Annotated in this window: 19 protein-coding genes; 16 read left to right on the forward strand and 3 right to left on the reverse strand. The window is 66.6% G+C overall.

The genetic code is table 11. The features are described from left to right. The first annotated feature begins 149 nt into the window (after positions 1-149). A complete protein-coding gene (locus tag VX037_RS14785; protein WP_328714772.1) occupies positions 150-1,211 on the forward strand; it encodes an LLM class F420-dependent oxidoreductase in 1,062 nt (353 codons plus the stop codon). Here VX037_RS14785 and VX037_RS14790 read toward each other — a convergent pair whose 3' ends face one another. Beyond that, positions 1,212-3,338 carry an Rv1355c family protein gene (locus tag VX037_RS14790; RefSeq protein ID WP_328714848.1) on the reverse strand — a complete coding sequence of 709 codons (2,127 nt, stop codon included), beginning with the start codon at positions 3,336-3,338 and terminating at the stop codon, positions 1,212-1,214. Between the two features lie 155 nt (positions 3,339-3,493). Between VX037_RS14790 and VX037_RS14795 the strand changes: the two genes are divergently transcribed. Beyond that, entirely contained in the window at positions 3,494-4,219 is a 726-nt protein-coding gene (locus VX037_RS14795; RefSeq protein WP_328714774.1) for a hypothetical protein, read from the forward strand. On the opposite strand, the gene VX037_RS14800 is transcribed toward VX037_RS14795, so the two are convergent. Continuing rightward, on the reverse strand, positions 4,198-5,364 hold the full coding sequence (locus VX037_RS14800) for a GGDEF domain-containing protein (RefSeq protein ID WP_328714776.1): 1,167 nt from the start codon (positions 5,362-5,364) through the stop codon (positions 4,198-4,200). The two genes, VX037_RS14795 and VX037_RS14800, sit on opposite strands and share 22 nt — an antisense overlap. A 409-nt stretch (positions 5,365-5,773) precedes the next feature. Here VX037_RS14800 and VX037_RS14805 point away from each other — a divergent pair, with 409 nt between their 5' ends. Both VX037_RS14805 and VX037_RS14810 read left to right on the forward strand, forming a co-directional pair. Then, the gene (locus VX037_RS14805; RefSeq protein ID WP_328714778.1) at positions 5,774-6,868 is read left to right on the forward strand and encodes an EAL domain-containing protein; all 1,095 of its coding nucleotides are present in this window, start codon (positions 5,774-5,776) and stop codon (positions 6,866-6,868) included. A 144-nt stretch (positions 6,869-7,012) separates the two neighbouring features. Further along, positions 7,013-8,128: a GGDEF domain-containing protein gene (locus VX037_RS14810; protein WP_328714780.1), complete on the forward strand. Its 1,116-nt coding sequence runs from the start codon at positions 7,013-7,015 to the stop codon at positions 8,126-8,128. A 10-nt stretch (positions 8,129-8,138) separates the two neighbouring features. Here VX037_RS14810 and VX037_RS14815 read toward each other — a convergent pair whose 3' ends face one another. Further along, positions 8,139-9,677, reverse strand: a complete 1,539-nt coding sequence (locus VX037_RS14815; RefSeq protein ID WP_328714782.1) for a sugar transferase — start codon at positions 9,675-9,677, stop codon at positions 8,139-8,141. A gap of 175 nt (positions 9,678-9,852) precedes the next feature. Between VX037_RS14815 and VX037_RS14820 the strand changes: the two genes are divergently transcribed. The 12 genes from VX037_RS14820 (at position 9,853) to VX037_RS14875 (ending at position 25,752) form a co-directional block, all read left to right on the forward strand. Continuing rightward, the gene (locus VX037_RS14820; RefSeq protein WP_287015313.1) at positions 9,853-10,749 is read left to right on the forward strand and encodes a LysR family transcriptional regulator; all 897 of its coding nucleotides are present in this window, start codon (positions 9,853-9,855) and stop codon (positions 10,747-10,749) included. A 411-nt stretch (positions 10,750-11,160) separates the two neighbouring features. After that, positions 11,161-12,195 carry an NAD-dependent epimerase/dehydratase family protein gene (locus tag VX037_RS14825; protein ID WP_328714784.1) on the forward strand — a complete coding sequence of 345 codons (1,035 nt, stop codon included), beginning with the start codon at positions 11,161-11,163 and terminating at the stop codon, positions 12,193-12,195. After that, positions 12,192-13,373, forward strand: coding sequence for a DegT/DnrJ/EryC1/StrS family aminotransferase (locus tag VX037_RS14830; protein WP_328714785.1), 1,182 nt, complete (start codon positions 12,192-12,194; stop codon positions 13,371-13,373). The genes VX037_RS14825 and VX037_RS14830 overlap by 4 nt, the downstream gene beginning before the upstream one ends. Next, the gene (gene rfbF, locus VX037_RS14835) at positions 13,370-14,140 is read left to right on the forward strand and encodes a glucose-1-phosphate cytidylyltransferase (protein ID WP_266062484.1); all 771 of its coding nucleotides are present in this window, start codon (positions 13,370-13,372) and stop codon (positions 14,138-14,140) included. Before VX037_RS14830 ends, rfbF begins: the two co-directional genes overlap by 4 nt. Before the next feature lies 1 nt (position 14,141). Next, complete coding sequence (locus VX037_RS14840) at positions 14,142-15,395, forward strand: class I SAM-dependent methyltransferase (protein ID WP_328714787.1); 1,254 nt, start codon at positions 14,142-14,144, stop codon at positions 15,393-15,395. A gap of 13 nt (positions 15,396-15,408) precedes the next feature. Next, positions 15,409-16,338 (forward strand): hypothetical protein, encoded by a 930-nt coding sequence (locus VX037_RS14845; protein ID WP_328714788.1) that lies wholly within the window; start codon positions 15,409-15,411, stop codon positions 16,336-16,338. Between the two features lie 58 nt (positions 16,339-16,396). Continuing rightward, positions 16,397-17,911, forward strand: a complete 1,515-nt coding sequence (locus VX037_RS14850) for a lipopolysaccharide biosynthesis protein (protein WP_287015307.1) — start codon at positions 16,397-16,399, stop codon at positions 17,909-17,911. 69 nt (positions 17,912-17,980) lie between these two features. After that, positions 17,981-18,742 carry a YveK family protein gene (locus VX037_RS14855; protein WP_287015306.1) on the forward strand — a complete coding sequence of 254 codons (762 nt, stop codon included), beginning with the start codon at positions 17,981-17,983 and terminating at the stop codon, positions 18,740-18,742. Then, positions 18,739-20,490 carry a WecB/TagA/CpsF family glycosyltransferase gene (locus VX037_RS14860; RefSeq protein ID WP_328714790.1) on the forward strand — a complete coding sequence of 584 codons (1,752 nt, stop codon included), beginning with the start codon at positions 18,739-18,741 and terminating at the stop codon, positions 20,488-20,490. Before VX037_RS14855 ends, VX037_RS14860 begins: the two co-directional genes overlap by 4 nt. After that, positions 20,487-21,995: a hypothetical protein gene (locus tag VX037_RS14865; RefSeq protein WP_328714792.1), complete on the forward strand. Its 1,509-nt coding sequence runs from the start codon at positions 20,487-20,489 to the stop codon at positions 21,993-21,995. The genes VX037_RS14860 and VX037_RS14865 overlap by 4 nt, the downstream gene beginning before the upstream one ends. Next, positions 21,989-23,635 carry a hypothetical protein gene (locus tag VX037_RS14870; protein WP_328714793.1) on the forward strand — a complete coding sequence of 549 codons (1,647 nt, stop codon included), beginning with the start codon at positions 21,989-21,991 and terminating at the stop codon, positions 23,633-23,635. Before VX037_RS14865 ends, VX037_RS14870 begins: the two co-directional genes overlap by 7 nt. After that, positions 23,635-25,752, forward strand: a complete 2,118-nt coding sequence (locus VX037_RS14875) for a glycosyltransferase (RefSeq protein ID WP_328714794.1) — start codon at positions 23,635-23,637, stop codon at positions 25,750-25,752. The genes VX037_RS14870 and VX037_RS14875 overlap by 1 nt, the downstream gene beginning before the upstream one ends. Positions 25,753-25,757 lie beyond the last annotated feature (5 nt).

The raw sequence follows: 25,757 nt of genomic DNA on the forward strand, positions 1-25,757 counted from the left end.
AACTGGCAATCCAGGTGGTCCCATCCCCATGGCAAACAATCAGCCCAGGGTGGTCCCTTCACGGTGGCAAATGACAACCGGCGCGGGAGACTCTAACGAGCGTTAACCCGGCTCTGTGATGCAGGCGACTCCTGTGGAAGAATCCGACCATGACTGCGATGAAGCTTGGTATGCCCATCAACTACGCGGGCGACTTCCGCGAGACCATCAACAATCTCGTCGACTACGAAGCGGTCGGCGTCGAGCGCATCACCGTCCCCGAGGCGTACAGCTTCGACGCGGTCAGCCAACTCGGCTACATCGCCGCCAAGACCGAGAAGATGGAACTGCAGACCGGCATCCTGCCGATGTATTCGCGCACCCCCACCAACCTCGCGATGACCGCCGCCGGCATGGACTACATCAGCGGCGGCCGGTTCGTGCTCGGCATCGGGGCGTCGGGCCCGCAGGTCATCGAGGGCTTCCACGGCGTCAAGTACGACTACCCGGTCGGCCGCGCCCGCGAGCACGCCGAGATCTGCCGGATGGTGTGGCGCCGCGACAAGACCGAATACCAGGGCAAGCGCTACACACTGCCGCTCGATGAAGAGCACGGCGGATCGGGCCTGGGCAAGCCGCTGAAGATCATCAACCACCCGATCCGCGAGCGCATCCCGATGCTGCTGGCCGCGATCGGGCCCAAGAACACCGAGCTCGCCGCCGAGCTGTTCGAGGAGTTCCAGCCGATCCTGTTCCACCCCGAGCAGATCGACGCCGCCTTCGGTGAGTCGTTGCGCGCCGGCAAGGCCAAGCGTGACGCGTCTCTCGGCGAACTCGGCATCGTGGTGCAGGCCACCGCCCGCATCTCTGACGATCCGCAGGAGATCACCAACGCCAAGACGCTGGTGCGTCACCACGCCGCGCTCTATATCGGCGGCATGGGTGCGCGCGGCAAGAACTTCTACAACACCCTTGCCCAGCGCTACGGCTACGTCGAGGAAGCCAAACTCATCCAGGACCTCTACCTCGACGGCAAGAAGCAGGAGGCCGCCGAGGCGGTCCCGGACGATCTGGTCAACTCGATGTCGCTGATCGGGTCGCGCGCCGAGGTTGCCGAACGCGCCGACGCCTTCCGCGCCGCGGGGGTCACGTGCCTGCTGGCATCGCCCGTGGCGAGCACCCACAAAGAGCGCGTCGCCGACATGGAAGTGCTGCGGGGGATCTTCGGCTGATCAGCAGGTCGCCGGTCGCCCGGCCGGTTCGCGCCGGCTCGGCACCGGCGTCTCGTCGGTGCGGGACAGGCGCAGGACCAGCGTCGGCACCTCGCCCTCGCGCAGCGGCCAGGCCGTTAGCATCGAACGGCGCAGCTCCACGAGTTCGTCGCCGTGCCGTGCCGACAATCCTCGCGCGGTCGCGTCGTCGGTGGCGTACAGGAATGTCGGGGTCACCGGATGCACGGCGAAGCCCAACGACTCGGCGGTCACCCACACCTGCTGGGTGACCTGGCCGGCGTTCACGTAATCAGCGAGGTCGGCACTGTCCTGCACCACGATGACCAGCGCCGACGACGACATCACCCGGGCAGCGGCGTCGGCTCCCAACGCCTCGCCGGCATTCCATTCGTCGAGCAGAGCCATCACGTCGGGGCGAGAGAGCACTTCGAACATGCCCTGCATCGCCGGCGGCAGCGCCAGTGATTCGACGTCGATGCCGGTCGGATCGCCGGGACGGTCGGTCAGTTCGGCGAACATCTCGCGATGCAGCTCGGGCGTCAGGAACCGGATCCGATCCGAGCGCGCCGCGATCGCCGCGTAGCGTTCGATGTCCGCCCGATCGGTCAGCACGATGGCGCGAGTGCGGTCGGTGTGGGCGGCGGCGGCCAGCCGTTCGGCGTCGTCTGCCGACATCGGCGAGCCGTCCCCGGGTCCGCGACGCGTGTGTCGGTCGAGCACCGCGGACAGATCGGTGACGGCGGGTGCGTCGTCGGCGGACGGCGAATCGTCGCCGTCCAATGCGACCCGCACACCCAGCCGGTCACCTGCGCCGACGACCTGTGTCCGCGTCGACAGTCCGCGGCTCGCGGCGGCCACCCGGGCGTTGTAGGCCGCAGCCCCCACGGCCAGTGCCGACGCGCGGTGGTCGACATCGAGGATCGAGGTGCGGGTCGGGTCGAGCGCGATGGTCACCGATTGATCGTCGGCGTCGATCTGCCACGGCTGCTGGTTGCCCGCCGACGGAGCCCGCGATGCCGCGTAGCGAAGGAGTTCGGGCCCGGACATCGAGTCGACGTCCGGCGGGTCGGCAGCGATTGTCGGCGTCGGTTCAGTTGACGGCGGTTGCGTGGCCGCGATCGGATCGGTGAGCCCGTCGAGCCACGCGTCGCGGTCGAACCGCACCCGGCCAGACGGTAGTGGCCGGCCCTGGACGAAGCGTCGAACCGCGGCAGCCACGGTGGCGCCGCCGAGCAGGACGTCGCCGCCCAGCTGCGGCCACGCCGTGACGGTCTGGCCGAGTTCCAGCGCCGAGGCGGCCATCGCCGCGGTTACCTTGGCCGGCTCCAGAACCTTGACCGCGAGCGGGGTGGTCGCGGCCCGATCCAGACCCACCAGGTCGGCCGCCCGCAGATCGCCGGCGAGACCGTGGAACAGGGGACGCTGCGGGTCGAGATCGAAGCGTTCCACGTCGAGGGTCCCGCCGTCGCTCGTTTCCATCAGCACCGGAATGCCGAGTTCGCGGCACCGGTCGCGCACCAGGACCTTCACGTCGAACGAGTCGCACTCCTCGATGACGAGGTCGAGGCCACCGATGAATTCATCAATATTTTCCGTCGATATTCCATCGGTGAAACAAATTGTCTGAACATAAGGATCAATTTCGGCGATTCGGCGTGCCGCGATCACAGCCTTATTGGTATCCACGTCGATCACCGAACTCGGTACTCTATTCAGGTTGGTCAATTCCAGGGCGTCGAAATCTGCCAGGCGTAATTCACCGACGAGGCCCTCTAGGGCGAGGGTCAATGCGATGGAATGGCCCACGCTCAAACCGACGATGCCGATCCGCAGGCTCGCGGCGCGGTCGAGGTCGCCCAGCGTCATCTTGTGACGGTTGCGGTCGAGTCGGAGTCGCCGATAGGTGTGCGGGCCGGGGATCCGGACCACGGTTTCACGCCACGGAAAGTGGGCATACCGTGGTGGTTCATCGGATAGATTCCTCAACGATCGTTGTAGCAGGCCGGCGAAGGCGGCCGCCGACGATTCGGTGATGTCCAGCACGGAAATGGTCGGGTCGGAGAGGAGGTCTGCGGGCACCGTGTCATCGGTGTAGATGGTCGCGACGGCGCCGTCGGGGTTCTGCATGGTCGTATCTTGGCTCACGCAACAATAGTTTGCCACGCTACCAATCCGGTAAATTCATGTCCTATGACGGCGCATACTGTGCAGTATGGCAAGCCTGCGAATCAGTTTCGCGCAGTCATTCGACTCAATGTAACTGATGAAAGGTAGGCCTCACCATGACCGCGATTCTCGACCACGACGAATTCTCCGCATCGACTTCGGTTCGAACCGGCTTCCTGCGTACCCCCGAGTACACCCTCGTGACGGCCACCCCGCGCGCCGAACGTCGGCTGTGGGAACGCTATCTGCGTGGCGCGGCGCAGGCCTACACCCGACACGGATGCGCTGCCGCTCTCGACTACGACCTGGTGGCCGACGGCGCGAGCACGGCGCGGTTCTTCGCCATCCTCGGCGAGGAGCGCAAGGTGATCGGTGGGCTTCGCGTGCAGCATCGCTTCGAAAACGCAGCTCAGTCGCATGCGCTGGAGGAGTGGGCGGGGCAGCCCGGTCGGCGGCCGCTGGTCGACGCGATCGAGGCCCGGCTCGACGAGGGGGTGGTGGAGGTCAAGACCGCGTGGGTCGACGAACGCTCGCCGATCGCCCGCGATGTCGCCGGGCAGTTGTCGCGGCTCGGCCTGCCGATCATGGAGCTCGCCGGTGTCGGACACATGATGGCCACCGCGGCCGATCACGTGCTGAAGCGCTGGGAATCCGGTGGTGGCCGCGTCGATGAGTCCATCCCGCCGACCCCGTTCCCCGACGATCGCTACCGGACGCAGCTGATGTGGTGGGACCGGGCGCGGTTGACGGACTTCACCACGCCCGACACATGGACGCGTATGCGCGCCGAGGCCGATGCCCTATGGACGTCGGATTTGTCTCAATTGCGTTCGGCGGCTTGATTGTTCGGTCCCAACTCACGCGTGAAGAGTTCCAGGACGGTGTGCTGCAGGGCGTCGGCGCGCCAGGTCGCGTCCGGTTCGGCGGTCGGCCGTCGCCAGAGCACCGGGTCCATCGGTTCGACGACGGCACGGTCGCGACCCTGAGTCTTGGCCTGGTAGACGCAATGGTCGGCGCGGTCGAGCATCGTGGCCACGACGTCGTCGGTGGATGCCGCGTGGGTTCGGACCGAAGCGATCAGTGGTGCGCAGACGCCGCCGACACTCGCCGTCACCGGAGTGGCGTCGGAGACCGCGATCCGGAAACGGTCGGCCGCCGCGCGGAGCTCGGCCTCGTCACGAACCACGCAGAACACCAGGAACTCCTCTCCGCCGAAGCGGCAGACCACCGATCCGGGGGGTGCGACCTCCCGGATCGCGGCGGCGGTGGTGAGCAGGACGCCGTCGCCGGCGATGTGGCCGAGTCGGTCGTTGACGCGTTTGAAGTGATCGAGGTCCATCAGCAGGATGCCGATCCACCCGGTCGAGACGTGCGCGGCCGACAGCAGGTGCGACACCCGGCTGAGGAATCCGCGGCGATTGAGCAGACCGGTCAGCGGGTCAATCCCACTCAGCTGCGTCTGACGTTCCAGCGTCGCCTCGAGTGAGCGACGCAGGGCGATCACCAGGAACACCGGCACGGTGATGGTGCCGATGATGGCGCCGGTGCCGATGACGAATGAGGCGGTCGTCGTGGCGATCATCGCCAGCACCAATACCGCCCCCATGCAGGCCAACGACGACAATCCGAGGACCAGCGGAATCGAGGGGGAGATCGCCGCGATGGTGGGAATCACCGCGACCAGCGCGAGGACCGCGGTCGCCGATGTCTTGTAGGACAGAATCAGGGCGGTGCCGCAGATGCCGATGATGCCCATCCCGCCGAGGACGGCGAACTCGGCATCGGTGAGATGGCTACGCATCGCGGTGACCACGAAGACCGCCGCGATGAACGCCCAGATGACGAAGAGCAACACCATGCCGCCGGGCCGAAGGGCGTCGGGTGCGAGCACCGCGACGATCGGCAGCGGTAACACGCCGCCGGTACTGATCAGGGTGGCCAGCGAACGGGCGTCATAACGATCGAGTAGTTGCTTGAAAAAGGTCACACTTCTGCTCCCGGCGACCCCGACCGCGCTTTTAGTCTGTAAAGCTTTGTGAACGAAACGAATTCAATGATCGACCACGGATGGCCCGGAAACGAACAGCTCAGCGATTCGAGACTAACGTAAGACGCCGCATCTGGCGACCGAGAGAACGACAATACCTTGGTGTATTGAACTTCGCTGGTGACTCGCCGAAGAGATTTGGTTTCCGGCAACAACTGAATACACGTCGACTCGACGCCGTCGACAGATCCGCGTGAAACGGACGTTGAGCACATAGACTCGAGAGATGCACATGGGGGAACCCAGCCGCGGAGGTCAAGACTGTGCCTCGGAAGCAGCGATCATCTCGTTGTGCGCGGATCCCTTTCATCGTGCCGCCACTGCGTATGGTCATCCGACCTCGGCGACGATGGCCGAACGGTTCGTCGAACGCGTGCTCAAGCCGCTGAGCCCGAACAGCAGATTCGAGCGGCGCTCCGATCTGGAGTGGCTCATCAGTGTATCGGCGGTGGACGGAACCCCGGACGCATTTGTCACCGCGTCACGAGTCCGGTCGGGGGCCCATCCGGTGGACGTGGACGGACAGACCACGTTCCTCGACGTGTGTATGGGTGTGGCCGCACGGGACCAGTTGCCGGAGGTCACCGATCGCGTCGACCTGGTCCAGTGTGCGGATGCCGCGTTGTGTATGGCCCTCATCCGGCAGCACCATGTGGTCTTCGCCGACGCGGAGACCTTACCGCTGGTGCGGGAGCATGTGGAGATCGGCAATCGGCTGGCGGAGGCGAAACCGGAGGACTTCCGTCTGCACTACCAGGCGATCGTTCGTCCCGACGACCGCAAGCCTGTCGGGTTCGAGTCCCTGCTGCGATGGTACGTCGACTCCGAGGTGCTGACCCCGCAGAATTTCCTGTCGGCCGCACAGGCGACCTCGCTGATCGTGCCGATCGGCCAGCACGCGATCGGCACGGCGATCCGCACCTTGGCCGGTGAGATCACCACGGCCTTCGGAGACGACGCGTTCGTCTCGATCAACCTGTCCGCGCAGCAACTCTGGGCCGACGACATCGTCACCCACATCGGGGAGCTGATCGCGGCCAACAGCGTGACGCCACAGCGGGTGTGGATCGAGGTCCGTGAGGACGAGGTCATCAGGCTCGGCAGCGCTGCCGCCCGCGCCATCGAAGGGCTCGATGAACTCGGCTGCACGATCTGCATCGACGATCTCGGTGCCGGCTACTCGGCGCTGCGCTACGTGCGGGATCTGCCGGTCGATGTCGTCAAGGTGGACCGCAGTCTCATCTCCGGTGTGGTCGACGACGCCTCGGATCGTGCCGTCGTGCGGGCCATCTGCGACATGGCGCGTGCGAGTGGGATGACGACCCTCGCGGAGGGTGTCGAGACCGAGGAGATGCTGTCGTCGGTCGTCGAGTTGGGTTTCGACCTCGCGCAGGGATATCTGTTCGGCAGACCAGAGCCCGCGTCGTCGGTCTTCACACGGTGATTCGGCGGCGTCCGGCCCGATAGGGGGTGGCGACGCCCGTGGCCGCGAACGGGTTACTGTGGCCACGACGCCTGAGCGCAGAAATAATCGAGTTGTCGCGCGACCACCGCGACAAGTCTGTCCTGCCGGACGAAAGGGGGCGCTGTGAGCCGCCGTTTCGATCAGCGGACACTGGCTGTCCTCGCCAGCGAGGTCGGTGCGATCCCGTTGTTGGTCGTCGCCTACCTCTCACCGGATTTCATCCGTCCCGGCCACCGGTGGTGGGTGGTCGCGATCGCCGTCTACACCGTCATCTCGATCGTGGTGACCGTGGCGGTGCGACCGTTGAACGACGCGCAGTTCGCGTTTCTGAGTTTCGGTGGCATGGTCGGCATCGCGGCATCGGCCGCCGCGATCAGCGACGACGGGGCGGCACATGCGGTGCTGATCTTGCTGGCCGCCATCCCCGCGCTCTCGGCGATCGAGTCGCCGCCGCGCACGGTGGTCACCTTCGTGCTGATCGCGGCGGGCCTCGCGTGCACGGTGGTCGCCACCCGGGCGCATTCGTCGACGGCGATGTTCGTCGCCGGTGGGGCAGTTATTCTGGCGATCCTGGTGCCCACCCACCTGGTCACCACCCTGCGGAGGTCGCTGTCGGCAGCGCTCGAGGCGCAGGCGGCGATCAGCGAAACCGACCCGCTGACCGGCGTCCTCAACCGGCGCGGACTGGCCACCCGGTGGGAGCAGATACTGCGCGACACCGTCGAATCACGATTGCCGATCGGCTTCATCGAGGCCGACATCGACTACTTCAAGTCGGTCAACGACAGGTACGGGCATTCGGTAGGCGATGCCACGCTGGTTGCCGTGTCGCAGGCGCTGTCCGAGGTGGTGCCACCGGGCACCTTGGTCGCCCGAACCGGTGGAGAAGAGTTCGTGATCGTGCGCAGCGTCGCCAACGCGTCCGAGTTATACCGGTTGTGCGACGAATTGCGGGTCCGTGTCGCGGCGACTACCGGTGTCACTGTCAGCATCGGAGCGGTCAGTGCGTCGGTGTCGATCATGGTCGGTCGGCCACCGGCGGTCACTCGGGACATGGTGGACGAACTCTTCGCCATCGCCGACCGACAGCTCTACATCGTCAAACGGGACGGACGCAACAGCGTGTCGGTGACGAATACCGATCTGATCTCCGGGCCCATCGCGAATGTCGCGCCCGGGCGATCCGCGTCCTGGCCGGTAGCCGACGTCGACGAGCCCCTCGACCGCTGCCCGGAATGATCGGGCCGAGTCAGTACGCCCCGTCCTTGGAGACAACCGCCCGGAAGGTGCGCCACAGGATCACCAGATCCTGCATGATCGACCAGTTCTCGACGTAGGAGACGTCCAGACGCACCGACTCCTCCCACGACAGGTTCGATCGGCCAGAGACCTGCCAGAGACCGGTCATCCCGGGTTTCACCAGCATTCGGCGCGCCACCCGGCCGTCGTAGGTGGCCACTTCGGCGGGCAGCGGTGGGCGCGGGCCCACCAGACTCATCGATCCACCCAGCACATTGAACAACTGGGGCAACTCGTCGAGGCTGTAGCGACGGATGATGCGGCCGACCGGCGTCACGCGCGGATCGTCGCGGATCTTGAACAGCGGTCCGTTGCCCTCGTCGCGGTCGGCGAGATCGGCCACCAACCCTTCGGCGTCGGGCACCATCGAGCGAAACTTCCACATCCGGAACGGCCGGTTGTTGACGCCGACGCGGACCGACCGATGGAAGACCGGACCTCGCGTGTCGGCGACGACCGCCACCGCGATGATCAGCAGCAGCGGGGAGAGGGCGAGCACGATGAGAGCCGCGCCCACCCGGTCGAGGACCGCCTTGCGGAACCGATTGGCCCCGGCATAACTCGGGCGGTCGATGTGCAGCAGGGGTAATCCGGCGACGGGGTGCACCATCATGCGCGGGCCAGCGATGTCGGCCACCCCGGGAGCGACCAGGAGGTCGATGTCCATCTGATGCAGATTCCACGACAGATCCTGCATGGCGAGATGGCCGAAAGCATCGGGGGAGGTGACCGCAACTGTGGTCGCATCGCAGCCCTCGGCGGCGCTCGCCACGTCGTCGAGACCGCCATAGACGGGGACACCGGCAGTACCCACCGACCTACGACCCGCCGACCGTGCGGTGGGGTCGATGGGAACGCATGCGCCGACGACCGTGAACGGTTGCTCCGGAGCCTGACTCAGCCGATCGGTCACGGTGGCCACCGACTGCGGCTCGCCCACCACGAGGAGTCGTTCCAGTCCGATGCCCCGAGATCGCTGACGGCTCAGCTGTCTACGCCACGCCCATCTCGACGCCAACAGTCCGACGGTGCCCAGCGGCAACGCCAAGGCGAAGTATCCGCGTGACACATCCAGATGCAGTACCAGCACCAGGATTGCGAGCACGCCGAACACGCTGAGGCACGCGGTGGCAACCCGGCTGTACTCCTCCGACCCGTCCCCGAGGATGCGTCGATCCAGGGTTTGGTACACCCGCAACGAGAACAGCCAGGCGGCGATCAACACCGCCATGACCACCAGTGGCTCGCCGTGGACGCCGCCGAAACCATCCGACTCCAGATCCGAGCCGAACCGAAGTACTTGCGCCACAACGACGGCCGCCAAGATCACCAGAACGTCGGTCAACGCGATCGCGGCCACGTGCCGCGGCGCCCACGCTCGTCTGGCCCCCAACAGCGTCGGCAGCGGTGCGTCGCGATCGCGGCCGAGCCGGCGGCGGCGCGTGGCAGCCAGTGACTCGTGACCGGTGGTGCGGTACGCGGTCATCATCCCCCAAACCGGTCGTCTGACTCGTGTTTCGGTCCGCGAAGGGACAGCGTGCATGGACGCGAAGGCCGGAGTGTGCGCAATCGGTGGCGCACTCCCGGGAAACGCAACACCAATGTAAGTATGGAATCGACAACCTACAATCACAGGGTCGTGGACAACTGACAAGGACACGTTGATGAAGAGTCGAGACGATCTGGACCTGCGGCGTCTGCGCATGTTCGTGACGGTGGCCGAGGCGCCCAGCCTGCGGGTGGCCGCGGAGAAGATGTTCATGACGCAGCAGGCGGCGTCGTCGGCGATCAAAGAGCTCGAACGAAACCTCGGCGTCGAGCTGTTCTCGCGGACACGCCGCAGCCTGATGCTGACCCCGGCAGGCGAGACGCTGTATCGCGGTGCCGCAGCACTTCTCGCCGGCGGCCATCAACTGACGGCAAAGGTGCAGGCAGCGGGCGCAGACAGCGTGCCGCCGTATGTGATCGGCCACACCCCGAATCTCGCGCCGTCGGAAGTCTTCACGATCATCGAACCGGTGGTGGTGGCCGATCCGTCGGTGCCGATCACGGTGCGACCCATCTTCGCCGATCAGATCCGCAGCGCCCTGCTCGACGGTCACATCGACCTGGCGCTGCGGCGTGGGATTCAGCCGCCGCCCGATCTCGCCGGGACCGTCGCCGGCCGGCACCGGCTGCGCCTGGCCGTCGGCAGCGAGCACCCGCTGGCCCAGCACGATCAGGCCAATCTGGCTGACCTCGCCGACCACGAGATCGTGGTCGCCGTCGCCGAACCGGAAGAAGACAGCGAATACCTCCGATTGTTGATCTCCATCTGTCAGGCCGCCGGCTTCGAACCCCAGATCACGGTGTCCCGCCTGCGCGGTACCCCACCGCACACCGCCGTCATCGCACATCCGCAGGCCGCGGCCTTCGTCACCAACGAGCCGGGATGGCTCTACAACAACCGTATTCGGGTCATCGAGCTCGCCGAAGCGCCGACGGTGCCGGTGCAGGCCATGTGGCTGCCGCACACCACCTCCGCGATCCGCACCGAGATTCTCGCCTCGCTGCAACCCTGACTCCGCTTGGTCTCTGAGGAAGGCAGGAGCCTGCGGAGGCCGGTCTTGAAGGGCCCCTTCGTGACCCTTCGATACGCTCGCAAGCTCGCTACTCAGGGCGGCGCGCTCGCAGGTTCGCTCCTCAGGGGGCGGGTCGTGACGCTGACCGCCCCCTAGCAGCGCAGACAACGGCAAGCTGTCAATTGTCACCAGGAATCTGATTGTGGCCGGCGGTGGCGGTCCATACATTTGGACGTGACCACTTCGTCGAGCCCGGTTCATCGCCGAATCGTGCTCGATCACTCGCGCATCCACCGTCCAGTGTCTCTGGGGGACAGTAACTTTGACGTGCCAAAAATACCTACTGCCATCGTGTGGCAACTCGCCGGTTCCGGGTTCGACTGGACTGTGCAACGTTTGCGGGGTGTCACGATGAAAGTCGTCGTCACCGGACACCTGGGGTACCTGGGATCGGAGATGGTGCCGGTTCTGCAGTCGCGCGGGCATGACGTGATCGGCTTGGACACCGATCTTTTCGGCAACTGTGACTTTCGCGGCACACCGGTCGACGTCCCGACACTGAACATCGACATGCGCGACGTGACGGCCGCCGATCTGACCGGACTCGACGTCGACGCGGTGATCCACCTCGCCGCGCTGTCCAATGACCCACTGTCGGATCTCGATCCGCAACTGACCTACGACATCAACCTCGACGCGTCGGTGAGTTTGGCCGAGGCCGCGAAAGCGGCGGGTGTGCGCCGCTTCCTGTTCTCGTCCTCGTGCAGCCTGTACGGCAAGGGTGGTGACGCGGAGCTCGACGAGAACGCCGAGTTCAACCCGGTGACACCCTACGGCGAATCCAAGGTGCGGGTGGAGCAGGCGTTGCACACGCTGGCCTGCGACTCGTTCTCGCCGGTGTACCTGCGCAACGCCACAGCCTATGGCCTCTCGCGTCGGCTCCGCGCCGACATCGTCGTGAACAACCTCGTCGCCCACGCGGCCACCTCGGGCAAGATCCTGATGGAAAGCGACGGCACACCGTGGCGACCGCTGGTCCACGTCCTCGACATCGCCGACGCATTCGCCGCAGTGCTCGACGCGCCGGCCGAGGCGATCCACGATCAGGCCTTCAACGTCGGCCGCGCCGGGGAGAACTATCAGGTGCGCCAGATCGCCGACATCGTGGCAGACGTCGTACCCGACTGCGCGCTCGGATTCGGCATGCACGCGTCCCCCGACATCCGCGACTACCGGGTCGACTTCAGCAAGATCCACCGCGTGGTGCCCGGCTATCAGCCGCAGTGGACCGTGCGTCGGGGCGTCGAGCAGCTGTGGGCGGCCTACCGCCAGGGCGGGATGACCGCCGACATGTTCGCGGGACCGTCCTACATCCGGTTGCGCGAAATCCAGCGGCTACGCGCCGCCGACGCGGTGGGGCCCGACTTGCGTTGGAGCGCAGCATGACCGACCTCGCCGATCTGTCCACACCGGTCGTGTATCCGACCGGCCCGCGCATCCCGGTCGCCGGACCGTGGGTCACCGACCTCGAGGTGCGCTACGTCAGCGAAGCCGCTGCCAACGACTGGTATGCCGACGCAGGGCAGTCGGTCCCGATGTTCGAGCGTGAGTTCGCCGATCATCTGGGCCTACGCCACGCGATCGCGGTGCCACACGGCACGTCGGCGTTGTACCTGGCGATGCTGGCACTCGGCGTGGGACCCGGCGACGAGGTGGTGGTGCCCGAGGCGACGTGGGTGGCCTCGGCGGCGCCCATCGTCTATCTCGGGGCGACCCCGGTGTTCGCCGACATCGACCCGCACGGTTGGTGTGTCGACGCCGACTCGTTGCGCCGTGTCATCGGACCGCGCACGAAGCTCATCGTCACCGTCGACCTGTACGGCAACACCCCCGACATGGCGCGAATCCGCGCCGTGGCCGGCGACATCCCGATCCTCGAGGATGCCGCCCAGGCGATCGGTGCCTTCCGAAGCGGCACTCCCGCCGGAGCGCTCGGTGACATCGGGGTCTTCAGCTTCCACGGCACCAAGACGATGACGACGGGCGAGGGTGGCATGGTCGTCACCGACGACGACGCGGTCCACGAGCGGATGTCGCGTATTCGCGATCACGGTCGCACCCCCGCCGACCACAAGTTCTTCGTCACCGACGAGATCGGTCACAAGTTCCGGATGAGCAGTCTGCAAGCGGCTTTCGGTCGTGCGCAGCTGGCCCGCATCGACGAACTCGTGGACAAGAAGCGGCAGATCTTCGACTGGTATGCGCAACGGTTGGCCGGGCTGCCCGGTGTCACACTCAATCCCTCGCAGCCCGATGCGGTCAACACCTGTTGGATGGTCACCGCAGTGGTCGATCGGGCCCGCGGGCTGTCCACCCACCGGATGATGGAACTGCTCGACCGACACCAGATCGATAGCCGGCCGTTTCTGCCGCCGCTGAGTTCGCTGCCCGCATTCGACGGCTACCAGACCGCCGTTGCGGCGGCACAGAACAACCCTGTTGCCTACGACATCGCCTCGCGGGCAATCAATCTACCGTCGGCGCTCATGCTCACCGAGGACCAGGTCGAGGCAGTGTGTACCGCCTTCACCGAGATCCTCCACAACGGAGAGGACCCATCGTGAAAGCAGTCATCCTCGCGGGTGGACGCGGCACGCGGATCAGTGAGGAATCCCAGACCCGCCCGAAGCCGATGGTGGAGATCGGCGGGCGCCCGATCCTGTGGCACATCATGAAGATCTACAGTGCCGCCGGCATCAACGAGTTCGTGATCCTGCTGGGCTACCGCGGATACATGATCAAGGAGTACTTCGCGAACTACTTCCTGCACATGTCCGACATCACTGTCGATCTCGGTGACGGGGCGGTCAGTACCCACAGTTCCAAATGCGAGCCGTGGAAGGTGACCCTGCTCGACACCGGCATGGAAACGATGACCGGTGGCCGGCTCCTGCGGGCACGTGACCACATCGGCGACGACACCTTCACCTTCACCTACGGTGACGGCGTCGCCGACCTCGATGTGGGCGCGGTGATCGACGCCCACGAGCGCAACGGCACGGTCGCGACGGTGACCGCAGTACAGCCGCCGGCACGGTACGGAACGCTCGACATCGAGGATGGACTCGCACAGTTCCAGGAGAAGCCGCACGGCAGCTCGGGCTGGGTCAACGGTGGCTTCTTTGTCGCCTCACCCAAGCTGCTCGAGTACATCGACGGCGACGACACGATCTTCGAGCGTCAACCGCTGGAGAAGTTGTCGGCCGATGGTCAGCTGTCGGCGTACCAACACGGTGGCTTCTGGCGCGGCATGGACACCCTGTGGGACAAGGTGATGCTCAACGACCTCTGGGAGAGCGGCAAAGCTCCCTGGAAGATCTGGAACGACTGACATGACATCACCCGTATGCCGCTCGTGCTGGACCGAACTGACCGAGACCTTCTGTGACCTCGGATTGTCACCGATGGCGAATTCCTATATCGCACCCGAGAATCTGGACCGACCGGAAACCTTCTACCCGCTGCACGCGTATGTCTGCACCGAATGTCTGCTCGTTCAGCTCGGTGAGTTCGAAACCCCCGAGGAGATCTTCTCCGACTACGCCTACTTCTCGTCGTACTCGTCGAGTTGGCTGGAGCACGCGCGAAGCTACGTCGAGGAGGTGACCCGCCGCTTCGACATCGACTCGTCGACGCGGGTGGTGGAGATCGCCAGCAACGACGGCTACCTGCTGCAGTACTTCGCGCGCAACGATGTCCCGGTACTCGGCATCGAACCGGCCGCCAACGTAGCGGAAGTGGCCCGCGCCAACGGTATCGACACCTGCGTCGAGTTCTTCGGCACCAAACTCGCCGAGAAGTTGGTCGACGAGGGCCGCCAGGCCGACCATCTCATCGGCAACAACGTCCTGGCGCATGTGCCGGACCTCAACGACTTCGTCGCCGGCATGAAACTGCTGCTCGCGCCGGACGGTCGTATCACGATGGAGTTCCCGCATCTGCTGGCGCTGATCGCGCACAACGAGTTCGACACCATCTATCACGAACACTTCTCGTACTTCTCCCTGCACTCGGTGACGCGGGTCTTCGCCCGCCACGGTCTGCGTCTGTTCGACGTCGACGAAGTGTCCACGCACGGTGGCTCGTTGCGCATCTACGTCTGTCACGACGAATCGGACCGGTACACACCGTCGGAGCGTCTGCACACGCTGGCACGTAAGGAATCGGCGTACGGCCTCGATCGGCTGGACGGCTATCGCGACTTCGCGCCGGCAGTCGAACGCACCAAGCGTGAACTGCTGAGCTTCCTCATCTCGGCCCGGGAACGCAACGAACGGGTGATGGCCTACGGTGCGCCCGCCAAAGGGAACACGCTGCTCAACTACTGCGGTGTGGGGCGCGACCTCATCGACTGCACCGTCGATCGCAACCCGCACAAGCAGGGGCGGCACCTTCCCGGAACCCGGCTACCCATCAAGGATCCCGCGTACATCGCGACGGCGAAGCCCGACTACGTGCTGATCCTGCCCTGGAACCTGCGCGACGAGATCGTCGAGGATCTCGCGTTCATCCGCGAGTGGGGCGGCCAGTTCGTCACACCCGTACCGCATCTCGAGGTCTTCGGCCCCGGCGCCGTCGACCACTAGTGGAGGAGCTGTCATGTCATTTGTCGTATCCACCGAAGCGGGTCTGCCCGACCATCTCCGCCGTCGACAACTGTATGCCGGAACGGTGTTCTGCCTGCCGCCGCGCGATTCGATCAGGGCCTTGGCCGATTTCGCCTTGGAGATGGTGTCACAGGCGTTCGACGGCCGGGACCCGCTGACCGCCCATCAGGACATGGGCGTCGAGGAATACGTCGGCATCCTCGCCGCGCTCAAGCCCGCGTTCACCCACCACCGGCGCTGCAAGGAACTGCTCCGGGAGATCCTGCTGGATCTCGGTGCCGACACGTCGAAGACCTATTTCGACGTGCCAAAACTCCGGGTGGTGCCCACCGCGAGCTACCTGTCGTCGGGGCTGGGCTACAACTATGCCGCGCACCGCGACACCTGGTATGCGTCACCGGACTGCCAGAACAACTGGTGGGTGCCCGTCGCCGGCAATGCCGCGAACAAGGGCATGCAGTTCCATCCGGACTTCTGGGGACGCCCGGTCGACAACAGCAGCTCCGGATTCGATGCCTACGAATGGAACCGCACGTCGCGCCGGGACGCCGCCAAGTACGTCACCCACGACCCGCGGCCCCACCCGAAGGCCGCGCCCGGCGCGGAAGGCTCTGCGGTGCGCGTGGTGGGCGATCCCGGTTCCATACTGTCGTTCTCCGGCGCCCAGCTGCATTCCACGGTGCCCAACGAAACCGACACCGCACGTATCAGTTTCGACTTCCGCACGCTGCACATCGACGACTTGTTGTCCGATGCCGGGCCCGTCAACGTCGATTCGCGATCCACCGGCACATCGGTGCGGGACTACCTGCGTGCGGACACGTTCGAACCGCTGCCCGACGAGGTGATCGCGCGCTATGGCGCCGACGGCAGCGCCGACGGCGTCCTCGTGTTCGATCCCAAAGTCCTCGAAACCAACTGAGCGGGAGCTACTGCTTGTGGTCCGATCCCCGGTCGTCACCGGCGACGACAATCCCGACGTGACGGGGTCGCCGCCCACACAACAACACTCGCTGCGCGCAGGCACCACCGCCCAGATGCTGCCACTGGTGGCGGGATACGGCGTCAACCTGCTGGTGACCCCCTACATCGTGCTCCGGCTCGGGATGCACAACTACGGCATCTGGTCGGTGACCGGCGCGTTGGCGCAGTACGCCGCGCTGTTCGACCTCGGTGTGTCGCGGGCGGTCACCCGTTTCGTTGCGCTGCACCATGCGCGTGGTGAACGGCGCGACGAGCGCGCCGTGCTGGGTGTGGCGTTGGCGGTGACCGTCGGACTCGGCGCCATTCTGGTCGCACTGTGCGGGGTCGCGGCGTTCGCCTTCGAGGGTTCGCTGCACACCGGCTCGGTCGGGCTGGCGCGCACACTGCTGTGGGCCGCAGTGGTGATCCTGGTGACCGGCATGCTCGCGCGGGTGATCGCCGCAGCGGCCTTCGGTCGCGGCCGGATGATCGCCGGGAACGCCGGGCTGGCGGTGCAGACGGGGTTGATCGCGGTCGGGGGAGTCGTCGGCCTGATCGTGGAACCCGAACTCGCCACGTTCGCGGTCGCCAGCGCACTCGGCGGGATCATCGGGCTGGTTGTGGTGGTTGTCGCCGTCCTGATCGACGAGCGTCACTTCCCGGTCGGACTGCCGACCAAGCAGATCACCCGCGACGTCATCGCCTTCGGACTCAAGGGGCAGGTGCTCGGGGTGGGTGACATCGTGCTGTTCCAGTCGCCCAAGCTGATTCTGGGGTTCATCGTGGGACCGGCTGCGGCCGGCGCCTACGACCTGGGCAGCCGCTTGGCGCTGGGCGCCCGGGCCTTCGGATCGATCGCCTCGGTTGCGCTGACCACCCACATGACCCGGCGTTTCGCCGCCGGTGGCGACGGCGCCGTCCGCGATGCCTATCTGCCGCTGGTCCGGATCAACTGCGGGGTGTCGATCTTCGCGCCGTTCCTGCTGGTGGCGACATCGGTCAGCGCCATCCCCCTCTGGCTGGGTGAACCCAACAGCGACGTGCTGTGGGCGGCGGTCATCCTGTCGGTGGCGTTCACCTTCAACGTAGCGACGGGAGTCAGCACCGCGGCGACGCTGGCCATCGACCGCATGCGCATGCTGATCTGGTCTGCGGTCGCCTCCTGCGTGCTGGCGCTGGTGCTGGCGATTCCCGCCGGGTTCTGGTTCGGCTATCACGGTGTCGTCGTCGCCGCGGCGGCAGCGGTGATCCTCGGCGTTGCAGTGGGTGTCGTGTTGGTGCACCTGGCCTTGGACGTGCCGATCCGCGACTACCTGACCAATGTCGCGCCCGGTTATGCGGCCGCCGCGGTGGGCCTGATCGTCTCGGTGCCGATCGGCATCCTGGTGCAACCCACCACCCGAGAAGCAGCCGTCCTGCCGTTCCTGCTCTCGGCCGTCGTGTTCACGACGGCATACGTGGCCGTCGCCGCTGCGCTCAAGACCCTCCCACAGGTCCGCGGCCGAAAACAGCCAGATGGAGAGCCCACATGATCGACCGATTCCACCAGACCACAGCGCCGATCCCAACCGTCGAGGCGTTTCGTCAGAGGAGGCACAGCCATGAATCGTGGTGACCTGTACCGCGCAATGCGCAAGGGCAGTCTCAAATGGATTGTCGCGGCGGCAGTGTGCCTGCTCTGCGTGGCCGCCGCCGCAGTAGGCAACGCGACCGCGACCCGCGAGTACACCGCCGTGTGCCTGCTCTACGCGTCGCCGGCGGCGAGCGGAACACCGGGGGAGTCCTACCAGGGCTCACTGATGGCGCAGGACCGCGTGCTGTCCTATCGGGATCTTGCTCTCAGCGACCGGGTCTCGGAGAAGACCATCGCCTCGCTCGGGCTGGACATGAGCGTTCCGGAACTGCAGTCCCGGATCAGTGTGGAGACCCAACCACAGTCGGTGGCCATGGATGTGAGCGTCACCGGTGGCTCGGCCGCCGAGGCAGTCCAGCTGAGCCGTGAGGTCTGCCAGCAGCTCGTGGAGGCCGCACGGTGGGGAGACTCACCCGACGATGGTGGCGGTCCGATCGTGGCGCTGCGCATCCTGCAGGAACCGTTGACCCCCGAAGGGCCGTCGTCGCCGAACACCGGGCGCAACCTCGGCATCGGACTGCTGGCCGGTTTGCTGCTGGCGGCCGCGGTCGTCATCGGATGGGGCCGCGTCGAACGCCTGCTGGGCGAGGGCGCCACAGGCTCCGGTGATTCCGAAACCGACTCCGGCGGAAAACATCTGCAGGGCGACGAACCGAAGACCGACGAGCTCAACGGTCATTCCTGGCCGAACGGGCACTCGCCCCTGGACCGAGAGGACGCACGGTCATGACAAGTGAGGCAACCGCCATCGACCTGCCGATCACCCCGGAGTCGACGGTGACGACCTGGCTCAACCACCACAGCGCGCTGGTCGCCGACTGGGACGCGGTGGCACAAGCCGACGAGGTGGGTGTGGACGGCACGTTCCTGCAACTGCTGCTGGGTCTGCAGGGCGCATCGGTCACCAGGTCCTCGGCCGACCTCGACCTGCCTGCCATCCTGCGGGAGCGGCATCGGGAGGGGCGGACGATCGCCTTCGTCGGTGGCGGTCCCGGCATCGCGAGAGCCGCCGCCGAACGCTTCTCCGGTGTGGTGCTCGCCGTCGACGGGTACGACGGCGTCGCCGACCATTCGCGACTGGTGCAGCGGCTGCGGGCATCCGGTGTAACGGTCATCGTGCTCGGCATGGGGTCACCGGCACAGGACCGGATCGCGGTCCGCCTGCGTGACGATCTCCAGGGCGTCGAGATATACACCGCCGGAGGCTGGTTCGACCAACTCGCGCACGCCGAGAATTACTTTCCGCCGATGGTGCACGCACTGCGGCTCGGATGGCTGTGGCGGCTGCTCCACGAGCCGCGACGCCTGGCCGGACGCTACACCGTCGAACCGTTCGTCGCCGCGGTGCGGCTGCGCAATGTGGCCCACCGGCTCGAGTCGTGCGGACTGCGGCTGCACGAGGACAAACGCTTCTTCGTACACCGGGACACGGTCGAGGAACCAGACGTCGTGCAGGTCGTCACCCAGCTCGAACGGGCGGGGGCACAGACCTTGTCGTGGTGGATCGAGAATCAGGCCAGCGCTACCGCCGGCTTCCGGTCGTACTTCCTGTACAACAAATCCGGCAGTGACCTGTTCAGCCGCTCACGGTGCCTCGCCGACTCCCGGCCGGGCTCGCCGCGCGCGCTGATGGCGATGCTGCGCAAGCTCCGCGACCTGATGCGGGGACGCGACGTGGTGATCGCGCACACCCACTACGCCATTGCCGCCGTCATCCTCATGTCGATGTCGCTGCGGCCGGGGCAACGCCCGAAAGTGGTGGCGGTGCATCACTGGCCGATCGAGCGGTATCCGCGACTGGCGGCGAAGGTGTACTCGCTCGGAGTGCGTAGGGAACTGATCGACGAAGAGGTCTTCGTCTCGCCGTCGGTGCGTCCCGACGCCGACCGGGGAGTGGTGATCGAGAACCCTGTCCCGCTGGCCGCTTACGGCGCTGCGGCCCGGCGCCGCGAGGTGGACCTGTTGATCGTGGCGCGGCACTCCGCCGAGAAATCGGTGTCCACCGCCATCGATGCCCTGCAGTTCCTGCCGGACCGCACCCTGACCCTGGTGGGTGAGGGGCCGCTGACCGCCGAACTCGAGTCACGGGCGCGGACGGCCGGCGTCGAGGACCGGGTGGTATTCGCCGGACCGCAACCCAACACCGAGGTCAGGAAGATGATGGAGCGTGCATCCGCGCTCATCCTGCCGTCGCGCTGGGAGGCCATGCCGATGGTGCTGCTCGAAGGCGTCGCCTGCTCGGTTCCGTTGGTGGTCAGCGCCATCCCCGCCCACGGATTCGTGTCGGAGGCGGGTGCTGCGCTGGTCTTCGAGGTCGACGACGCACGCGGACTCGCGAAATCGGTACAGAGCCTCGATGACGAGGTCACCCGGAAGTCTCTGGACGCAGGTGTCCAGGCGGTACGTGAACGTCTCTCCGAACCCGCCGTCGCCGAGCGGTGGTTGACCCTCGTCGACGACATCCTGGCACCGACATGAGCAGTGCAGCACCGGCACTTGGGGACCTGCGATGGGTCACCTTGGCCGGTGGTGCGCTTCTCGCCGTGCTGGTGCCGCTGGGCACGGGGCATGTCGAGGTCGCGGTGGCCATCGCGACCGCCGTGGCGGTGGCGGCCTGCGTGTGGCGCCGACCGGCCACCGTGGTGGACGCGGTCATCGTCATCACGTTCATCACCGTGCCGGCATGGGTTCCCGACGGTGTCCGCGTCGGCGGGCTGTTCGTCTACTTCCACGAATGCGCGCTGCTGGCCGCGGTGATCTACGCCGGTTACCGGCTTCGTTCGGCCGGGACCCTCCGGCACCGGATGATGTCATCGCCGGCTGCGATCGCCTTTGCCGTGTTCGTGATGTCGCTGGTGGTCGCGGCGGCACACGGGGTGGTGTCGGGGTGGGCGATCCGCGACATCACCTACGACGTGCGGCCGGCGGTGGCGTTGGCCGGTGCGGTGTTCGTCGCCGCGGTGATCGTGGGCATCGGTGAAGTGGGCCGCTACGTGCCCGCGCTGTTGTTCACCCTGTCGGTGTCGGCCGTCGCCATGTTCGTGTCGTCGGTCACCGGCTTCGCCTTGGCCGGGCGCGAGGAGGCCGCGCAGCTCTACACCGTCACGGGTCGCTTGGTGGCCGGCGGGTCGGATGCGCACCGCCTGCTCACCTCCACCACCCCGTTGGCGCTGGCCGTCACGTTGGTCGCGGTCGCGATGCTTCTCGTCGGCGCCGGCCGCACAAAGGTCGTCACGGCTCTGCTGATACCTGCGGTGGTGGTCGACTTCTTCAGCTTCTCGCGCAATGTGTTCCTGGGACTGGCCATCATGTTCGCGGTCGTGCTGGTCACCGCCGCGTTGAACGGGATGCTCACTCGGGTGGTGGTGCGGATGTCGGTGACCGTTGCCGTGCTCGCGGCCGCGCTGGGACTGGCCTTCGTCGGCGCGAGCGCCATGGGTGCCGGCCAGTGGGCGCAGAGCCAGGTGTCCGGCTACTCCCATCGGGTGTTCGCCGGGCTCGACCAATCCACGCGGACGGTCGACTCGTCCACGCAGGACCGGCGTCAGGAGAACCGCTACCTCGCCGAAAGTGTGGGCGACAGAGAGATTCTGGGCAACGGTCTGGGTTTCCGGTACAAGCCTCCGATGGGTGCGGCCGACGAGTTCGCGGCCAACGAGGGGCAACTGTATGCCCACAACTACTACGGCTGGCTACGCACCAAGGCTGGATTGCTGGGGTTGGTCGCGTTCATCGGAGTGCTGGCCACCTGCCTTCTGCCGGTGTTGATCCGGCGATGGCGGGACGGCCCCAGCATCGCGGTCGCCGCCACCACGGCGGGCCTGGCCGCGGTCGTCGCGGTGTCACCCATGCCGAATGACCACGGCGGCTCCATCGTCTTCGGCTGCCTGCTGGGCTATGCGATCGCCAGATACGCCCGCGGACAAACGCAGAAGGGGCCGCAGACGGCGCCGGTGGCGACGCGGACGGGGGCCGCGTGGTGACAGTGTCCCGGCGCCGGCTCCTGCAACTCGCAGCGGGTGCGGTTCCCGCTGCCATCGTCGGATGTGCGCTGACCGCGCGTGATGTCACCGAGCCGAACGATCCCACCCGCATCCTCGACCTCGACGGTACGCAGGCATCGTTGGATCGCGTCGACGGGATTTCGATGATCAGAAATCAGGTCGCGGGCGGGGTGGGTGGTCCGGCCCAGGTGGCGAACTCGACGGTACCCCGGCCGGCGGCGACCGGTTGGCGGTTCTCGCTCACGGATGCAATGGTGGCCGACGATTTGCCGACGCTGACCGAGTTCGGTCTGATGGTGGTGGTCGACGCGCGCAGCGGAGCAACCGGAACGATTTGCGCGCTGACCGACGCCCGGAACAACGAACTGAGGGTGGTGCTCGCCGCACCCGACACGCTGGCCGTGTGGTCGCGGACCACCGAGCTGATGCGGATCCGCGATCCATCGATCACGCTGCGTCCGTGCGCTTTCGCGATGACCCTCGATTCCTCGCGCACCGCATACGGATTCCTCAACGGCGCGTACGTGGCGAGCTTCACCGACCGCATCGGCCTGCAGGCGGTGCGGCGGCTGTCCCTGGGCGCCGACGGTGACAACCGGTCCTTCGCCGGGGTGCTGCATCAGCTGCGTTACTGGGATCACGCCGTGTCGGGTACGACCCTGCGGCGCAACTTCGACTCGCTGGGCGCGCGGTGGGAGGTCGGGATCGTCCCGCTGATCGGCGGCCGGGTGAGCGCCGCAGCCCCGGTTCCGACCGGACTCAAGGGGAGCTCCGTGGTGCCGCGTGCCACCGACATCGTGAACGGATCTGCCTGGCAGAACTTCTGGAGCCGCTGGGATTGGCAGTGGGTGCGCGAATCGATCGATCTGGCGATCGAGGTGGGTTCACGGTCGATCCGGATCATCGGCGACGTCGGCGCCGTGCTGCTCGGCCGGATCGATGCCGCCACCTACCTTCGCCGCCTCGATCAACTGCTGACCTACTGTCGGCGACGAGGGCTGACCGTCTACTACTGCTTGCTCGATCTCCGGCACACACCGCTGGACCGATTGGGGGAGGTGGAGTCGTTGGCGCGGACGATTGCGCGTGGGTTGTCGCGGCATCCCAACGTGGTGGCCGTCGACCTGTGCAACGAGGTGTCGGTGATCTATCCGCAACTCCCCGAACCCGTCGCGTTCGGGTTCATCGCCCGATGGGCGTCGACGATTCGCAGCGAGACGAACCTTCCGCTGTCGGTGTCGGACATTCACACCGGGCAACTCATCGACAAGATCACCGACCGGGCGGCGATGAGTCGATGGCGTGAAGTCGTCGACTTCTTCGACATCCACGTGTACCGGCCGCCGATGATCCGTGCCGGCAGCAACTTTCTCGCACCCTATGAGCTGGCGACCGATGTTCCGCTGGTGTTCGGTGAGGCGGGGGCCAGCCGCGACGAGGACGCCGATCGGGTGGGTGTGTACCGAAGTATCGAGAACCTGGCGAACTCGTCGGATCGTGTTCGTGGTGTCTACCAATGGGGGTTGATCAATGACGAGTACGGGCTCATGACCGAAAACGGCCGGGTGCGGCAGGACGACGTGATCGCGGTGTGGCGGTCGTTCGAGCCGAGGAACTGATGACCGACCGCCGACGGCGCGCCCCGCATGTGGCGATCGTCAACTACTTCACCTCGTCGTACCTGACCGTGCTGCTCCCGCAGCTCATGGCCGACGGGGCGGCGTCGGTGACCGTCCTGGACAACAGTTGCGACGACGCGGAGTGGCACGCGTTGTCGGAGGCCACTGCGGGCCAACCTGACGTCAGGGTGCTCCGCAGTCCGCGCAATGTGGGTTTCGGTGGCGGACACAACATCATCGCCCGGCACCTGGGCGACCTCGCCGACGATGAGGTGCTGTGCGTGCTGAACCCCGATACCCGGATGGAGCCGGGATGCCTGCCCGCCTTGTCCGATGCGCTCGACGAGATGGGCCCCGACTGCGTCGTCTCACCGGTCATCGTCACCGGCGCCCCGACGGTTCCGGTGGTCTGGTTCGCCGGCGGGGACATCGACCTGCGGCGCGGGGTGGTCAGTCACCGTGGCTATGGGCAGCCGCCGCCGGCGCCGGACGGTGCGGCGTACCTCACCGGATTTCTCAGCGGTGCGGTGATGGCGACGACGTTGCGGGTATGGCGCAGCGAGCCATTCGATGAGCGGCTGTTCCTGTATTGGGAGGACGCCGATCTCGCCCTGCGCTGGCAGGCGCGCGGTGTGGCGCTGGCCGTGGCGCCTCGCGCTCGCGTGTGGCACGAGGAAGGCGGCTCGCAGACCCACGTCGGCGAACAGCACGGCGCCGTCTACCACCGCTACATGAACCGCAACCGCACGGTGGTGCTCGCCGCGCACATGGGGCTGTTGTCGCTGCTGGTTGGCTACGGAGCGAAACGTACTGTCGGCCAGCTCCTGCGGCCGGCGCGGGAACGCCGATGGCGGGGCGGCGCCGCCGAGTCTGGCGCCGCGCTCGCCGGCCTGCTCGACGGCGTGCGCACGGCGCTGCTGCACGCGGTCGCGCGCCGCTCGGTGGGACGCTCGCACCGCCGCGCCGTGCGGTCGGGTGGCGATGCCGGCGCAGGTGGGTCGACCACGGTGGCGGTGTTCGCTCCCACCGCATCCGGCGGGCACCCGGAATACGTGCGCAAGGCGCTCGACGGTGTTCTCGACTCGGGCGACGACATCCGGTTCATCTGGCCTCGCCGCCCAGACCTCGAGGGACGATTTGTCTCCGACCGGATCAGCCAGCCCGTGGCGATACCAGCGCAACGGCCGAGATCAGATTTGGGATCGACGTGGCGATGGGTGGCCGAGCGCGCGCGACCCTGGCGTCGCCACGACATGGCGTTCTGCCTGTTCCTGTGGCGCGCCCGCGACGTCGATGTCGTCCTGCTGGAGGAGATCCAACGTTTCACGCTGCCCCTGGTGGTGTGGCTGTCCCGGCTGCGTGATCGACGAGTGGTGGTGCGGCTGCACAATATACGTCGCCACGATTACACCGGATCAACGGTCGACACCGTCGACGAATGGTTGACCGGCGCAGGGCTGCGGGCGGCCGACGCGGTGCTGGTGCACACGGAAGGAAACCGCGAGGTTGCCGGCGTACGTTACGGACTTGCGCGGGTGAGTGTGGTCCCGCATGGTATCGCGGTCGCATCGGGTGCCGATTCGTCGGCGGCCGGGGCGCCGCCGTTTCTGTTCTTCGGTGAGATCCGGGAAAACAAGGGGGTCGACATCCTCGTGCAGGGTTACGCGAAGTACGCGGGCGAGAGCGCACTGGCGATCGCCGGTCGCGCCGAGCACTCGGTGCGGCGGGTCATCGACGATGCCGTCGATCGGGATCGTCGGATCGAATGGTTCGACGGTTTCGTCGAACCCGAACGGGTACCGGAGCTGTTCGCTCGCGCGCACGCTGTCGTGCTGCCCTACACCGACTTCGAAGCGCAGAGCGGCGTGCTGCACACGGCGATCGAGTACGGGGTGCCGGTGATCGTCTCCGACGTGGGTGGGCTCGGTGAGACGGTACGGGCGCTCGGCATCGGAATCGTCGTGCCGCCGCGGGATCCGGTTGCCCTGGCCGACGCGCTCACCGCCATGGACGAGCCGGAGCGCAACCACGGTTTCCGTCGCGCCGTCGTCGCGGCGCAGCAGTCGCTGGAGTGGCGCGCCATCGGGCCGGTGCTCTCGTCGATACTGCGCGGGTGAGGCGG

It is taken from the genome of Gordonia sp. Z-3 (assembly GCF_036233855.1).
GTDB lineage: Bacteria > Actinomycetota > Actinomycetes > Mycobacteriales > Mycobacteriaceae > Gordonia > Gordonia tangerina.

Excerpts from the sequence above, each read along its gene's own strand:
- VX037_RS14785 (WP_328714772.1), top strand. The coding sequence starts at position 150 with ATGACTGCGATGAAGCTTGGTATGCCCATCAACTACGCGGGCGACTTC.
- VX037_RS14790 (WP_328714848.1), bottom strand. The coding sequence starts at position 3,338 with ATGCAGAACCCCGACGGCGCCGTCGCGACCATCTACACCGATGACACG.
- VX037_RS14795 (WP_328714774.1), top strand. The coding sequence starts at position 3,494 with ATGACCGCGATTCTCGACCACGACGAATTCTCCGCATCGACTTCGGTT.
- VX037_RS14805 (WP_328714778.1), top strand. The coding sequence starts at position 5,774 with ATGGCCGAACGGTTCGTCGAACGCGTGCTCAAGCCGCTGAGCCCGAAC.
- VX037_RS14815 (WP_328714782.1), bottom strand. The coding sequence starts at position 9,677 with ATGATGACCGCGTACCGCACCACCGGTCACGAGTCACTGGCTGCCACG.
- VX037_RS14820 (WP_287015313.1), top strand. The coding sequence starts at position 9,853 with ATGAAGAGTCGAGACGATCTGGACCTGCGGCGTCTGCGCATGTTCGTG.
- VX037_RS14825 (WP_328714784.1), top strand. The coding sequence starts at position 11,161 with ATGAAAGTCGTCGTCACCGGACACCTGGGGTACCTGGGATCGGAGATG.
- VX037_RS14830 (WP_328714785.1), top strand. The coding sequence starts at position 12,192 with ATGACCGACCTCGCCGATCTGTCCACACCGGTCGTGTATCCGACCGGC.
- VX037_RS14840 (WP_328714787.1), top strand. The coding sequence starts at position 14,142 with ATGACATCACCCGTATGCCGCTCGTGCTGGACCGAACTGACCGAGACC.
- VX037_RS14845 (WP_328714788.1), top strand. The coding sequence starts at position 15,409 with ATGTCATTTGTCGTATCCACCGAAGCGGGTCTGCCCGACCATCTCCGC.
- VX037_RS14855 (WP_287015306.1), top strand. The coding sequence starts at position 17,981 with ATGAATCGTGGTGACCTGTACCGCGCAATGCGCAAGGGCAGTCTCAAA.
- VX037_RS14860 (WP_328714790.1), top strand. The coding sequence starts at position 18,739 with ATGACAAGTGAGGCAACCGCCATCGACCTGCCGATCACCCCGGAGTCG.
- VX037_RS14865 (WP_328714792.1), top strand. The coding sequence starts at position 20,487 with ATGAGCAGTGCAGCACCGGCACTTGGGGACCTGCGATGGGTCACCTTG.
- VX037_RS14875 (WP_328714794.1), top strand. The coding sequence starts at position 23,635 with ATGACCGACCGCCGACGGCGCGCCCCGCATGTGGCGATCGTCAACTAC.